Source organism: Nonomuraea composti (assembly GCF_012034275.1).
Classification (GTDB): domain Bacteria; phylum Actinomycetota; class Actinomycetes; order Streptosporangiales; family Streptosporangiaceae; genus Nonomuraea; species Nonomuraea composti.
This window is the reverse complement of the sequence record NZ_JAATEP010000003.1, coordinates 260,868-275,207: the sequence shown is the minus strand read 5'-3', so window position 1 is coordinate 275,207 and position 14,340 is coordinate 260,868. Positions and strand designations below refer to the sequence as shown.

The following is a 14,340-nucleotide window of genomic DNA, read 5'->3' as shown; positions in this document are numbered from 1 at the left end:
CGAACGCTGACATGGCCCTCATCTGGCCGATCTTCGGGCGAGTACGGCCGCCGCGAGCGGGGTGTTGGGCCCGGCCGCCAGGATCAGCTCCTCCTGCAACCGCCGCCGCGCCGCCGGGGTGAGCCGGTGGAACTGCGGCCCCGGCACGTAGCCGCCCGCCTCCTCGCCCGCCTTCACCTGGCCGAGCAGCCCCGCGTGCCGCAACGACCGCAGCGCCGACTCCAGCTCGCCGATCGGGAGCTGGGTGTGCCGGCGCAGCTCCTCGACCGGCGTGGGGTGCGGCGACAGCCACGAATCCTCCGGCAGTAGCCCCTCGGCGCGCGGGATGGCCACGGAGTGCACCAGCACCAGCGTCAGCACCGCCCGCTCGCTGACCCCCAGCGGCCCGCGCGCCGTCTCGGGCAGGTCGCCGGCGCCGAGCGCGCCGATCGCGGCGGCGACGCCGTCGTCGTAGCCGGAGGTCCAGCGGTCGCGGTGCTGGATCAGCGTGCGGCCGCGCCTGGCCAGCATCTCGCCCAGCGTGTGCCGCAGCGCCGGGTCGCGCAGGGCGGCGAAGCGCACCTCCGGCACCGGCTCGGCGGCGTGCTCGACCACCATGAACGCGGCCACCAGCTCGGCCCGCCGCCGCTCGTCGTAGCCGCCCAGCAGGTCGTCGAACTCGGCCACCCCGCCCTCGACCCGCCCGCCCCCTCCGGCGCTCTCGGGGACGATCTCGACCACGTCATCCGGCGGTGGATCGGAGGTGCCCGACCGGGCCGCCGCGACGATGTCGGCGTCGCCCACCACCGTCAGCTCCGCGCGTTCGGGCTCGGGCAGCCGCCGCACCAGCTCCTGGAGCTGCGCGTGCGCCTCGACCGGCCACAACGCGCACCGCGGCCCGAGCAGCACCACGCCGTCGTCGAGCACGATCCAGGCCGAGTCGTGCAGCCGCCGCAGCGCCCCCCGCGCCCAGTTGCGCATGAGGTCGTCGGTGCGCCCGATCAGCTCCCGGTAGGTGTCGAGCACCAGCTCCACCGGCGCCGGATCGCCCGGCCAGGGATCCACGGACAGGTCGGTCCAGCAGCACTTGAGCACCGCGGCCAGGACGCGGCGGGTCTCGCCGGACCGCTCCACGGGCACGGGCGCCACCTGGTGCTCCTCCAGGAGCGACGGTGTCGCCCCGTCGGGCCACACCGGCAGGGCCTCGCCGGTGGAGTCGGGCCGGGTCAGCCGCGCCATGCCGGGCGGCGCGGGCACCCCGGCGCCGAGCCGCGCGGGCCCGTACGCGCGCACGAGCGCGTGGGCGACAGCGGATTGGCGGGCGGTCATGAGGCGCGCTCCAGGTAGCCGTGGGAGAGCCAGGCGGGCTCGCGGTCGGGATCGACGCTCAGCCCGTCGGACCAAACGAGCCGGTAGGGCAGCTCGGGCCGCAGGTCGACGGTGGTCAGGTCGGCCAGCACCCGCCGCGCCGCCACCCAGTCGGAGCCCAGCACGTCGGCCAGCGCCACCCGGGAGGCGTCGCCGAGCAGCGACTCGGCCATCTGGGTGAGCCGTTCGAGGGCGGCGCTGGGCGAGGAGTCGAGCGAGGACTCGGGGCCGGGGTCGGGCAGCGTGGAGCGTGGGGGAGTGGGCTGGGCGGGGGCGGGCCGGGGCGCCTCGTCGACGGCGCGGGCGACGGCGGCCGGATCGTGCCAGGGCGCGGGCGCGTCGAAGACGAACCCGTCGAGCACGGCCGCCAGCCGCTCTCGGGAGGCGGTCTGCGCGAACGTCCGCCACGTCTCGGTGGGCAGCAGCGTGAGGTTGCGGGTGGTGCCGGCGGAGTCGGCCAGCCGGCCGGCGGCGCGGCGCGAGGCGTCGCTGTAGGCGTAGATGGCGGCCCGCAGGTCGGTGCAGACCCGGTCGAGCTCGGGCCAGCGGGTCAGGATCGTGCCGTGCAGGCTCTGCGCCCGCCGCGCGATCTCCTCGGTGCCCCACAGCTTGGGCGCCTGCTCGCGCAGCTCCTCGATGGTGCCGGTGGTGAGCGTGATCAGCTCCAGCGCCCACAGCCGGAACGCCCGCGCCAGGTTGAGCGCGCTCTGCCGGGCCTCCTCCATGGTGGTGCGCGGGTCGGCGACGTTGAGGTCTTCGAGCGCGAGGAGCCGGTGCATCTCGGACTGGCCGCCGTCGTCCATCATCCGCCTGATGAACATCAGCCCCACCACGCTGGTGAACGAGGCGCGGTAGCGCAGCTGGTTGGGCTTGGGGAACACCTCGCGGATGGCGCCGAGCCCCTTGAGCACGCGCAGCCGGTTGTCGAACTGGTCGGTGGGGTAGGCGCGGCAGGCGAAGCGCATCTGCTCGTGCGTCAGCCACTCCTCGCCCGCCTCGGCGAACGCGGCGAACAGTGTCTCGACGATGTCGACCAGGGCCGGATCGTCGACCACGGCCCCGCTGTCGCGGGCCAGCGCGGCGAACATGCGGCGGTAGGTGGACAGGACCGCCTCGTCGGTGAGGACGGAGTCGAGGGTCAGGGGCTGTTCGGACACGGGCTCTAAGGTACGGCTTCGCACCGACACTCTTGGCACTGTCGCCCCGGCGCTCCCATGGCTACCAGCCGGTACATACACGTAAGGGACGCCTGGGCGCTAGGGTGATGCCCGTTATTCCGGGGCGAAACGCTCCCTAGTCGTACAAACCGGGGTGGGTAAGCAAGGTGGGCGTGCTCCGAGGCGATCGTGCCACGGCGGTGATCGCCGGGGCCGCGGCCGCAGTCCTGGTCGCCGCGGCGGCGTGGTTCGGCGTGGGCGTCTCCAGCGCCAACCCCAAGCTGGCCGACGTCGGCGCCTGGCTGTGGACCAAGGCCCGCGGCAAGATCGTGCACGTCAACGGCCTGTCCGGCGAGGTGGACGGCTACCTCGACGACAAGGCGGGCCGCCAGCTCCGCGTCGTCCAGGACGGCGGCGACGTCCTGCTCGTGGACGACCGCACCGGGTACGTCAGCCGCGTCGAGCCCAGCCAGCTCAGCGTCACCGGCACCCGCGACTTCGGCGCCGCCGGGACGCAGCTCGCCATGTCGGGCGGCACCGCCTACGCCGTGGACCCGGCGGCCGGCAAGGTTCAGCAGATCGACCCCGTCACGCTCGACACCGTCGGCGCCCCGCTCACCCTGCCGGGGCCGCTCGGCGCCGCCCGCGTCGACGGCGGCGGCCGCCTGTGGGTGCCCGTGACGGCGCGCGGCCAGGTCGTCCCCGTCGCGAACGGCACGGCGCAGAGCCCCGTCAAGGTCGGCGAGCCCGGCGAGGAGCTGTCGGTCACCATCGCCGACGGCCGGCCCGTCGTGGTCAACACCCGGGCCGCCACCGCCACGATCATCGGCTCCGACGGCGGCGTCGGCGAGATCACCCTGCCCAAGGGCGTGGCCCAGGCCGCCAAGGGCGGCGCGCTCACCCCGGCCACCACCGAGGGCCCCCTCGTGCCGATCCTGTCGCCCGGCGACTCCGGCCTGCTCGTCGTCATCGACACCGGCTCCAACGCCGTCCTCAGCACCAAGTTCACCACCGCGGACCCGGCCGAGCTGGGGGTGCCGCAGGTGCTCGGCAGCAAGGTGTACGTGCCGGACCGGGGCAGCGGCTCGCTGATCGTCTGGGACAGCGCGGCGGGCGGCCGCCCGACCACGCTCCAGGTCGCGCAGGGCCCCGGGCCGGTGGACGTGTTCGTCAAGGACGGCCTGCTCTGGGCGAACGACGAGAACGGCGACAAGGCCGTCGTCATCGACCCCGAGGGCCGCAAGCACGACGTGGACAAGGACGACTCCGACGTACCGGGGCCGACCAGCACCCCCAAGCCCAGGCAGACCCCCAGCACCCGCCCCACCCAGCCCGAGCGGGAACCGGACGCGGACCCGAACCCGGACCCGGATCCCGTCAGGACCACCCAGCGTCCGACGACCACTCCGACGCCCCCGCGTGAGACGCCCACCAGGACGCCCTCCCAGACGCCCTCGGCCGCCGCGCCCTCCGCGCCCGGCGCCGTCACCGCCAGGTCGGGCCCCGGCAAGGTGACGATCACGTTCAGCGCGTCCACCGGCGGCAAGGTCGAGCGGTACACGCTGAAGACCTCCGGCGACGGCAGGTCCACCCCGCAGTCGGTGGACGCGGGCGGGCCGTTCCAGTTCGAGTTCACGGGCGGCGACTGCGCGAACGAGTACACCTTCACCGTGGTCGCCCACTGGTCGGGCGGCGAGGTCGAGTCCGAGCCCAGCGCCGGCGTGCGGCCGTGCGTGGCGCCCGGCTCGCCGACCGGGTTCGCCGCCAAGGCCAGGAACCGGGGCGCCGAGCTCACCTGGACCGCCCCCGAAGGGGCCGACGACGCCACCACGTACGAGCTGACCGGCGCCGCCACGAACAGCGGCATCAAGGGCACCTCGTTCACCGTGGACGGGCTCAAGAACAACCAGAAGCACACCTTCAAGCTCAAGGCCAGGAACGCGGCCGGCGATAGCCCCGAGGTGGCCACGGCCGAGGTGGACCTGGCCTACCCGCGCCAGCAGTACAAGAACGCCAGCAACAACGACACGAACACGCTCATCCGCCCCGGCCCCTCGGCCAGCGGCGAGGCCGGCAGGATCCCGAAGGGGGAGTACATCACCCTGACCGTGATCTGCCAGGTCAAGGGCGCTTCGTACACCGACACCTCCACCGGGAAGACCAGCGACATCTGGAACCGGATCGAGAGCCAGTACGGCAACGGCTACCTGAACGACACTCTGGTCGCGACTCCGGACGGCGGTTTCCCCGAGGGGCCGCTCTTCGAGTGCACCGACTGAGAAGGGGGACTCAGTTGACCCAGTACAACTTCGACCAGCAGCCGTACCAGCAGCAGCCGGGGGCGGCGGCGTACGAGCAGCCCTACCAGCAGCAGCCTGTCTACGAGCAGCAGCCCTATCCGCAACAGCCCGCCTACGACCAGCAGGCCCACCAGCAGCAACCTTCCTACGACCAGCAGGCCCTTCAGCCGCAACAGCAGCCGCAGCAGCAGCTCGCCGGCCAGTTCGCGCAGCGCTTCCAGCTCCTCGCCACCAACATCGAGCGGATCATCCGCGGCAAGCACGAGGCCATCGAGCTGGCCCTGATCTGCCTGTTCGCCGAGGGACACCTGCTCGTCGAGGACGTGCCCGGCACCGGCAAGACCACGCTCGCCCGCTCCCTGGCCGCCAGCGTGGACGCGGAGTGGCGGCGCATCCAGTTCACGCCCGATCTGCTGCCCAGCGACATCACCGGCGTGTCGATCTTCAACCAGGCGCACCAGAAGTTCGAGTTCCACCAGGGGCCGGTCTTCGCCAACATCGTGCTCGCCGACGAGATCAACCGCGCCTCGCCCAAGACGCAGGCCGCGCTGCTGGAGGTGATGGAGGAGCGCCGGGTCACGGTCGACGCCGAGCCGCACCCGGTGCCCCGGCCGTTCCTCGTCGTCGCCACGCAGAACCCCGTCGACATGGACGGCACCTACCCGCTGCCCGAGGCGCAGCTCGACCGGTTCCTGATGAAGATCTCCGTCGGGTACCCGGACCACGCGTCGGAGGTCGAGGTGCTCAAGGGCATGCCGACGGGGCCGCAGGTGGAGCGGCTGCCCGTGGTTGCCCGGTCGTCGGACGTCGCCGGCATGATCGACTTCGCCTCGCGCATCCACGTGGCCGACCCCGTCTACGACTACATCGTGGCCGTGTGCGCCGCCACCCGTACCAGCCCGCACCTGCGGCTCGGCGCCAGCCCCCGGGGGAGCCTCGCGCTGCTGCGCGCCGCCCGCGTCAAGGCCGCCGCGGCCGGGCGGCACTACGTGGTGCCCGAGGACGTCAAGGCGCTGGCCGTCCCCGTGCTGGCCCACCGCCTGATCCTCACGCCGGAGGCCGAGCTGCGCGAGGTCACCGCGGCCGCCGCGCTCGGCGAGATCCTCGCCGGGATGCCGGTGCCGCAGGCGGCGTAGGTGCACCCCCAGCCGCCGGCCCCGCACACCTCGCCGCCGGCCCCGCCCGCCTCGCCGCCGGCGGCTCCGCCCGCCTCCGCACCGGTTCCGCCCGCGTCGGCGCAGCCGCTGGCGGTCGCCCGGCCCGCGTCGGCGGAGCCCGCGCCGGTCGCGCGGCTCGTCGCAGTGCTGACGCCGCTGGGGTGGGGGACGCTCGCCGGGGCCGTCGTGCTGTACGCCGCCGGATTCGTACTCGGTTACCCGGAGCCCGTCGTGCTCGCCACGGGCGCGGTGCTCGCGCTGGTGACCGCCCTGGCGTGGACCGCTCCGAAGCCCCGGCTGGAGGTGCACCGGGAGGTCACCCCGCTCAAGGTGCCGCGCGGCGACGCGGCCGTGGCCGTCCTGCACGTGACCAATCTCGGCGGCCGCAGCCTGTCCGGGCTGCGGGCCCAGGACCGGATCGGCCCGTCCGAGCACACGATCGACCTGCCCAGGCTGCCCAAGGGGGCGGCGCGCACCGTGTCGTACCCGCTGCCGACCGGCACGCGCGGCGAGATCCCCGTCGGGCCGCTCGTGCTGGTGCGCGCCGACCCGTTCGGGCTGACGCGCCGGATCCGCGAGTACGGCCTGCCCGCCACCCTCCTGGTACGCCCGCGCACCGTCCCCCTGCCCGTCCCGCCCTCCGGCAAGGCCCACCACCTGGAGGGCCCCGCCAGCGACAACGCGCCGGCCGGCACGGTCACCTTCCACACCCTGCGCGAGTACGTCGTCGGCGACGACCTGCGGCACATCCACTGGCGCTCCAGCGCCCGCACCGGCACCCTCATGGTGCGCCAGCTCATCGACGCCAGCCTGCCCACCACGACGGTCCTGCTCGACACGCGCGTTCTGACGGAGCCGGCCGTGGACGCCGCCGCCTCGGCCGCCGTCGCCGCCGCCCGGGCCGGCTTCCCGGTACGCGTCCTGACCGGCGAGGGGCCGGTGGCCGACACCAAGACCGACGCCGACAGCGTCCTGGACCGGCTCGCCCTGGTACGCCCCGGCACGTCCGGGGTCACGGAGGCGCTGCGGATGGCACGCGGCGGCGGGGCGCTGGTGCTGGTGACGGGCGACCCGGCGGAGGCGGGCCGGGCCGCGGGGGCACGCCGCCGCTTCGACCGCGTCATCTGCGTGTACGTCGGCCCGGCCCCGGCCCCGGCCGGCCCGCCCGGGGTGACGGTCGTCCCGATCACGTCATTGGACGAGCTGCCCATGGCCTGGGGGGCCCGATGACCCACGGCCCCCACCCCGTCCCCCCACCCATCACCCCCACCGACGCCCACCTCGGCGCGCCGGCCGATCACGGCCTGCGGAGCGGCCCAGGCAGGCACAGCGCCCCGAGCGGTCACGGCGTCCCGGCCGATCACAGCGCCCCGAGCGGGCAAGGCGGTCACGGTGCCCCGAGCGGCCAAGGTCGGCACAGCGCCCCGAGCGGGCACAGCACCCGGAGCGGGCGCGGTGACCGGAGCGGGCGGGGTGGTGGCGGTGGTGAGGGCGGGCCGTGGTGGCGGCGTGCCGCCGGGCTCGGGGTGGTCGCCGCGCTGGCCGCCGTGGCGGGCTGGGGTTTTCACCGGGTGTTCCCCGGCACCGAGCTGGTCCTGGCGATCGTCCCCGCCGCGACCGCCCCCGCCGTCGTCGCCGCCCTGACGCGCACCCGCCCGCTCTGGCTGGCCCTGATCCTGGACGTCGTCCTCTGGGTGGCCGGCACCGTCCCCCTGTACGGGACGCTGTCCCCGACCGTCCCGGCCGATGTCGCGAACGCGTGGCACGCCCTGCTGACCACCCTGCTCCCCGCCCAGCCGGACCCGGAGCTGCTGGTCCTCGTGCACACGCTCGTCTGGGCGGCGGCCGTGGCAGGCGCCGAGACGCTGACCCGCACCGGCACGAGGGTCGCCGCCGCGCTGCCCGCCCTGGCCGTCTACGGTGTGGCGCTGCTGCTGGGCGTGGACGGTGAGGGCTCGAACCTGCCGGTGGCGGCGGCGCTGTTCGTGCTGATCGCGGCCCTGGCGGTGATCAGGGACGGCCGCCCGCCGGTGTGGCTGCTGGCCGGGGTCCCGGCGGCCGCCGCGATGGCCGCGCTGGCCCTGGTGGCGGGCCCGCTGCTGCCGATCGCCGCCGAGCCGTACAACCCCCGGCAGGACGCCGACCTGCCCCCGCCCGCCCGCGTGGACAGCGTCAGCCCTCTCGACCGGGTGTCGGCGTGGTTGCAGATCCCGGACCGGGAGTTGTTCACGGTCAAGGCCGACCGGCCGCAGAACTGGCGGCTGGCGGTGCTCGACCGTTATGACGGCGTTCGCTGGACCTCCGGCGCCCGCTTCCAGCCGACCGGGGGCCGTGTCCCGGCGGGGGAGTGGACGGGCGCGGCCGAGGTGGTGCGGCAGCGCGTCACGTTCGGGGGGCTGCCGGGCACGTGGCTGCCCGCCGCCGAGCGGCCCGAGGAGGTGACGGGCGTGCGCGGCCTGGCGGTGGACCCGTCGAGCGGGTCGCTGCTGACCACGACCAAGCCGGCCAAGGGGCTCAGCTACGAGGTGACCTCGCGCGTGCCGGAGCCGACCAAGCAGGACCTCCTGGCCGCCGCCCCGGTGCGGGACGCGGCCCTGACCGCCTTTCCCGACGGCCCCCAGGAGCAGCTGTTCCGGCGGCTCGCCCGGCAGGCGGTCAAGGGGGCCGAGGAGCCGATCAGGCAGGCGTACCGGCTGCAGAGCTATCTGCGCACGAGCGCCGCCTACGACGTGACCGCGCCGCCCGGGCACTCGCTCAAGAGCCTGGAGTTCTTCCTGCGGACGACGCACAGGGGGACGTCGGAGCAGTTCGCGGCGACGTTCGCGCTGATGGCCAGGACGCTGGGGCTGCCGTCGCGGGTGGTTGTGGGGTTCAGGCCGGGGCAGGCGTCCGGCGGCGTTTATCACGTTAAGTCCGGACATGTCATGGCGTGGGCGGAGATCAAGTTCGAGGGGCTGGGGTGGCGACCGTTCTACCCCACGCCGGGACGCAGCGGCGCCAAGGACGACCACGAGGTGGCCTCCTCGGCGATCGAGGAGAGCGAGAAGCTGGAGGACGAGCTCGCCCGCGGCGGCGGCGACCGGCCGAAGACGTCCGAGCCGCAGGCCGCCGACCAGGGCGAGGAGGCGGCGGGCGGTCCCGGCCCGTGGCTGGTCGCGGCGGTGGCGGCGGGCGGGCTGCTGGTGGCGTACGCGGGGGTGGTGGCCGTCGTGCCGTGGCGGCGCAGGAACGGCCGGCGCCGCGCCCCGGACGCGGGGCAGCGGGTGCTGGGGGCGTGGCGGCAGGCGTGCGACGACCTGGGGTTGCGGGGCGAGCACGCCCTGACGGCGGGCGACGTGGTGTCCCGCCAGCCGGGCGATATTTCCGTACATCTCCAGCCGTTGGCCGAAATTTACAATCACGTGCGGTACGCCCCCGAAAGCGGCACCGACGCCGCCGCCACCGAAGCCTGGCACCACAGCGACGCCATCCGCAGAGCCGCCCGCGCCCGCACCCCCTTCCTCACCCGCCTGCGCACCCGCCTCCTGCTCCGATGACCCCCGCCCCGAGCAGCACCGAGCCCCTGCGACGACGGCCCGCTCGCGAGGGACGTGCAGTCCGGCGACGGCCGCTCGCGAGGGGCAGCCAGTCCCACAGCGGCGCGCTCGCGAGCAGCGTTCAGCCTGGCGGTGGCCCGGCCGCGAGAAGTGCCGGGCCCCTGCGATGATCCCTTCATGAGAAGTGTCGAGGCCCAGCTCCTGCACCGCCCGCCCGGCCTGACCGCGGGCGAGATCGTCCGGGCGCTGGGGGCCGTGCAGGCGCAGGACGTCCCCTCGGCGCTGCTCGCCTTCCGCGCCCGCTCCGCCACCCTCACCCCGGCGGACGTCGAGGCGGCCTGGGAGGCGCGCGAGATCGTCCGGACGTGGGGCCCGCGCGGCACCCTCCACTTCGTGCACGCCGACGACCTGCCCTGGCTGCACGCCCTGACCGGCAGCGTCACCGGCACCCTGCGCCGCCTCGCCGAGGAGGGCGTCACGGGCGACGACCTCCTCCCGCTCATCACCGGCGCCCTCGAAGGCCAGGGCCCGCTCACCAAGGCCGACCTGGAGGAGCGCCTCAAGGGCCGGGCCCGCGGCCAGGGCGTCGTGCACCTGGTGGCGCTGGCCGCCCACCACGGCCTGGCCGTCCTGGGGCCGCAGCGCGCCGGCAAGCCCACGTACGTGCACGCCGCCGACTGGCTCGGCGCCCCCGTCCGCCCCGAACCCGACCGCGACCGCGCGCTCAAGGAGCTGGCCACCCGCTACCGCCGCGCCCACCACCCGGCCACCCCCGACGACCTGGCCGCCTGGTCGGGCCTGCCGCTCGGCGCGGCCCGCACGGCCTGGGGCCTGAGCGCCGCGCCCCCGCCGCCGCCCGCCGAGGAGCCCGCACTCGTACGCCTCGCGCCGGCCTTCGACGAGTACGTGCTGGGCTGGCGCAGCAGGGACCCGGTCCTGGCCCCCGAGCACGCCAGGAAGGTGTTCCCAGGGGGCGGCGTCCTGCGGCCGGTCGTGGTCGTCGGCGCCATGATCAGGGGCGTGTGGGCGAGGAAGGGCGCCCAGGTGACCGTGCAGCCGTTCGGCGAGCTGCCCGACGTGGACGGCGAGATCGCCGACGTGCGCCGCTTCCTCAACAACTCCCCGCGAAAGCCGTGAAAGCGATCCGGTGCATCGGGTGATACCTGATGAGAACCGATCCATCGGAAGGTTGCACATGACGGGGGAGACCATCGCGGCCACGGTGCCCTGGGCGGCCCGCGCGCCCGGGGCCGCCCAGCACACGCTGGACGACGCCGACGCGTTCGCCGCCGTCTTCGACACGTACTTCGGCGAGATCCACGCCTACGTCGCCCAGCGGCTCGGCCCCGACATCGCCGAGGACATCGTGGCCGAGACGTTCCTCACCGCGTTCCGCAAGCGCGCCCAGTACGACCCGTCCCGCGCGGGGGTGCGGGCCTGGCTGTACGGGATCGCCACGAACCTCATCGGCAAGCACCGCCGCCTGGAGGCGCGCACCCTGCGCGCGCTCGGCCGCTGCGGCCCCGACACCGACGCGCCCGGCCACGAGGAGGCCGTGGCCGTGCGGGTCAGCGCCCAGAGCCTGCGCCCCGAGCTGGCCGCCGCCCTGGCCGCGCTGGACCGGCGCGACCGCGACGTGCTGCTGCTGGTCGCGCTGGCCGGGCTCAGCCACGACGAGATCGCCACCGCGCTCGGCATCCCGTACGGCACCGTCGGCTCCCGCCTGAGCCGCGCCCGCAGGAAACTGCGCGGCCGGCTGGGGGAGGTGCGCGACGATGGATGAGCTGATCCGCGAGCTGTACGGCAAGCCGCAGCCCGGCCCGCACGCCCAGACCAGGGTGTGGCGGCGCGTCACGGCCCGCCGCCGGCGCCGCCGCCTGTCCTGGCTCGCCGTGATCCCGGCGGTCGCCGCCGCCCTCGCGCTCTTCCTGCTGATCCCGCGCGAACAACCCCTGGAGCCCGGCAGGCAGATCCTCCTGACCGCCGCGACCTCGGCCGCGTCCGCCACCTCGCGGGGGACGTACTGGCACGTCAAGAAGCTGCACGACGGCGCCAGGCAGACCGAGCTCTGGGTGACCAGGCAGGGGCGGGCGTGGACCGCCGAGCAGGGGCGCGTCACCCGCGTCACCGGCCGCTCGCCGTTCAGCATGGCGGGCCGGGACCTGACCTACGACCAGATCCAGGCCCTGCCCGCCGACCCCGGCGAGCTGCGCGAGCGGGTCGCCGCGATGCTGCCCGCCGGCTCCGAGGGGCTGCTCGCCGACGCGCTCAGCGGCCTGCTGTGGACGAAACCGTCCCCGCCGGGCGTGCGCGCCGCCGCCTACCGGGCGCTCGCCGACCTGCCCGAGGTCCGCTACCTCGGCCCCGCCACGGACGAGCGGGGGCGGACCGGCTCGGCGTTCTCCTTCGGCCTGCCCTCCGGCTCCCGCCGGACCCTGATCATCGATCCGGGCACCTCGCAGGTGCTGTCCAGCGAGGACGGCACCCGCTCCGAGCTCGTCCTCGTGGCCGGCTGGACCGACGAGGGCCCCCGCTAGAAACCCGCCCTCATGGCGCCGCGCGTGGGTTCCGCGCGCCCTGAAACAGGAGTGACGACGTGTTCCGGCGTGCCAGAACGACCTCGGGCAAGGCCATCTGCCTGAGCGACCAGTTCCCGGGGATCGACGTGAAGGAGGTGATGGACGGCCTGGTGACGTTCGTGAAGCTGCCACCCGTGCGGCTCGGCACCCCCATCGACTGGACGGCCGACCCGCACGGCAACCGCTCCTGGTCGCTGCACCTGCACACGCTGCGCTGGATGGGCCGCCTCGTGGCCGCGTACGAACGTACCGGCGACCGGGCGTGTCTCGACCGGGCCGGCGCGATCACCGACGACTGGATCCGCGCCAACCCGCGCGGCGGCCCCGGCGTCAGCCCCTGGGCGTGGGCCGAGCACGCGGTCGCGCTGCGCTCCCCGGCGCTGGTGTGCCTGAGCGAGCACGTCCAGACGAGGGAGCTGTGGGACAGCCTGGCCGAGCACGGCGAGGTCCTGGCCGACCCCGCCCTCTACCGCGAGGGCCACAACCACGGCCTCGACCAGGACATCGCCCTGCTCGTCGTCGGCTGCCGCCTCGGCCGGGCGCGCTGGCGGGACCTGGCCGTGCGCAGGATGACGGCCTCCACCGAGCTGGCCGTGGACGCGCAGGGCGTCCTGCACGAGCAGGCCCCGCGCTACGGCCTGTACGTGCACCGCCGCCTCGGCGTCGCCCTGCGCGCCATCCGCGAGAGCGGGGCCGAGGTGCCGCAGCGGCTGCTGGAGCGGCGGCGGGCGCTGGAGTCGTACATCGCCCACGCCACCCAGCCGGACGGCCACCTCGTCCCCATCGGCGACAGCCCGGCGGACGCCCGCGCGGACGGGTTCGCGCACGAGGGGCCGGCCGTGCGGGTCTTCGACGGCGGCTACGTCTTCGGCAGGACCGCCTGGGACGACCCCGCCGCCTCCTACTACTCGATCAGGTTCGGCCCGGGCCGGCGGCTGCACGGCCACGAGGACCATCTCGGCGTCACCTACTACTCCCACGGCCGCCGCATCCTCGTGGAGGCCGGCTTCCACTCCTACGAACGCACCGGCTACGTCGACTGGACCCGCACCCCCGAAGCCCACAACGTCCCCGTCCCCACCTCGGGAACGTTCCGCCCCGGCACCGCCACCCGCCTCCTGCACTCCTCCGTCGGAGCGTCCGGCCAGGCGTACGAGCTGGCCGACGACGCCTACGGCGTGCGGCGGACGCGGCGCGTCACCGTCAACCACGACCCCGCCACGATGGCCGTCCACGACACCGTCTCCTCCGGAACCCTGCGCAGCCTGTGGCACTTCGACCCGGCGCTCAAGGTCGTGTCCCGGCGCCCGGGCGCGGTGGTGCTGGCCGGCCCCGACGGCTTCCACGTCACCGTGCTGCAGTTCCCCGGCGAGGGCCTGGCCGTGCGCCCCGCCCTGATCTCCACCGGCTACCTGCGCACCGCCGAAGCCGTGACCGTCCTGTCGCCCGAGGCTCCCAGTGTCCTGACGGTGATCGTGCCGGGCAGTACTAGCATCCTCCTGTGAAGAACAGGCCCCCGTACGCCCTGGGCTCGGTGGACAACGCGCTTCTCGTCCTGCACATGCTCCGCGACCGGGGCCGCGTCCAGGTCACCGACGTGGCGGGGGAGCTCGGCATCGCCCGCTCGACCGCCCACCGGCTGCTGGCCATGCTGGTCTACCGCGACTTCGCCGTACGGGACGAGGACCACACCTACCTGCCCGGCCCGTTCCTCGCCTCGGCCCCCGCCATCCCCGGCGGCTCCGCCCTGCGCGAGTTACGCGCCCGCACCCGCCCCGCCATGGAGTCCCTGTGCGCCCGCGTCCAGGAGACCGTGAACCTCATGGTCCGCGTCGGCACCGAAGTCCGCTTCCTCGACAGCGTCGAGTTCCCCCGCATCCAGCACGTCACCGACCGCCGCGGCACCATCCTGCCCGCCCACCTCGCCTCCGGCGGCAAAGCCCTCCTCGCCACCCTCTCCCCGGACGAGCTGCACGCCCTCTACCCCGACCTCACCGACCGCGAACGCGCGGCCCTGATCCGCGAGCTCGCCGAGATCCGCACCAGCGGCATCGCCCTCAACATCGAAGGCACCGAACGCGGCGTCTCCGCCATCGGCGCCGCCCTCCGCAACGGCCGCGGCTCCGCGGTGGCCGCCCTGTCGATCTCCGTCCCGTCGGCCCGGTTCGCGGCGGACGAGCTCGGGACGTACGTGGACGAACTCCGCCACGCCGTCGCCGAAGCCGAACGCGCCCTGACCCACTTCCCCGGCTGACTCCGCCGGA

The 14,340-nt window shown here is 74.8% G+C and carries 11 protein-coding genes; 9 read left to right on the top strand and 2 right to left on the bottom strand.

Going from position 1 to position 14,340, the window contains the following annotated elements; all coding sequences use genetic code 11:
- Positions 1-18: 18 nt before the first annotated feature.
- The gene (locus HCN51_RS59120; RefSeq protein WP_240972510.1) at positions 19-1,308 is read right to left on the bottom strand and encodes a hypothetical protein; all 1,290 of its coding nucleotides are present in this window, start codon (positions 1,306-1,308) and stop codon (positions 19-21) included.
- Positions 1,305-2,504, bottom strand: coding sequence for a hypothetical protein (locus HCN51_RS06620; RefSeq protein ID WP_168007812.1), 1,200 nt, complete (start codon positions 2,502-2,504; stop codon positions 1,305-1,307). Before HCN51_RS06620 ends, HCN51_RS59120 begins: the two co-directional genes overlap by 4 nt.
- A gap of 173 nt (positions 2,505-2,677) precedes the next feature.
- Between HCN51_RS06620 and HCN51_RS06615 the strand changes: the two genes are divergently transcribed.
- The 9 genes from HCN51_RS06615 (at position 2,678) to HCN51_RS61145 (ending at position 14,330) form a co-directional block, all read left to right on the top strand.
- Complete coding sequence (locus tag HCN51_RS06615) at positions 2,678-4,783, top strand: fibronectin type III domain-containing protein (RefSeq protein WP_168007810.1); 2,106 nt, start codon at positions 2,678-2,680, stop codon at positions 4,781-4,783.
- 14 nt (positions 4,784-4,797) lie between these two features.
- A complete protein-coding gene (locus HCN51_RS06610; RefSeq protein ID WP_240972509.1) occupies positions 4,798-5,940 on the top strand; it encodes an AAA family ATPase in 1,143 nt (380 codons plus the stop codon).
- Positions 5,941-7,191, top strand: coding sequence for a DUF58 domain-containing protein (locus HCN51_RS62160; RefSeq protein ID WP_206066629.1), 1,251 nt, complete (start codon positions 5,941-5,943; stop codon positions 7,189-7,191).
- Positions 7,188-9,497 carry a transglutaminase TgpA family protein gene (locus tag HCN51_RS06600; RefSeq protein ID WP_168007808.1) on the top strand — a complete coding sequence of 770 codons (2,310 nt, stop codon included), beginning with the start codon at positions 7,188-7,190 and terminating at the stop codon, positions 9,495-9,497. Before HCN51_RS62160 ends, HCN51_RS06600 begins: the two co-directional genes overlap by 4 nt.
- A 177-nt stretch (positions 9,498-9,674) precedes the next feature.
- Positions 9,675-10,634, top strand: a complete 960-nt coding sequence (locus tag HCN51_RS06595; protein WP_168007806.1) for a winged helix DNA-binding domain-containing protein — start codon at positions 9,675-9,677, stop codon at positions 10,632-10,634.
- A 58-nt stretch (positions 10,635-10,692) separates the two neighbouring features.
- The gene (locus tag HCN51_RS06590) at positions 10,693-11,280 is read left to right on the top strand and encodes an RNA polymerase sigma factor (protein ID WP_168007804.1); all 588 of its coding nucleotides are present in this window, start codon (positions 10,693-10,695) and stop codon (positions 11,278-11,280) included.
- Positions 11,273-12,034: a hypothetical protein gene (locus HCN51_RS06585; RefSeq protein ID WP_168007802.1), complete on the top strand. Its 762-nt coding sequence runs from the start codon at positions 11,273-11,275 to the stop codon at positions 12,032-12,034. Before HCN51_RS06590 ends, HCN51_RS06585 begins: the two co-directional genes overlap by 8 nt.
- A 59-nt stretch (positions 12,035-12,093) precedes the next feature.
- Complete coding sequence (locus HCN51_RS06580) at positions 12,094-13,581, top strand: heparinase II/III domain-containing protein (protein WP_346433553.1); 1,488 nt, start codon at positions 12,094-12,096, stop codon at positions 13,579-13,581.
- On the top strand, positions 13,578-14,330 hold the full coding sequence (locus HCN51_RS61145) for an IclR family transcriptional regulator domain-containing protein (protein ID WP_168007800.1): 753 nt from the start codon (positions 13,578-13,580) through the stop codon (positions 14,328-14,330). Before HCN51_RS06580 ends, HCN51_RS61145 begins: the two co-directional genes overlap by 4 nt.
- Positions 14,331-14,340 lie beyond the last annotated feature (10 nt).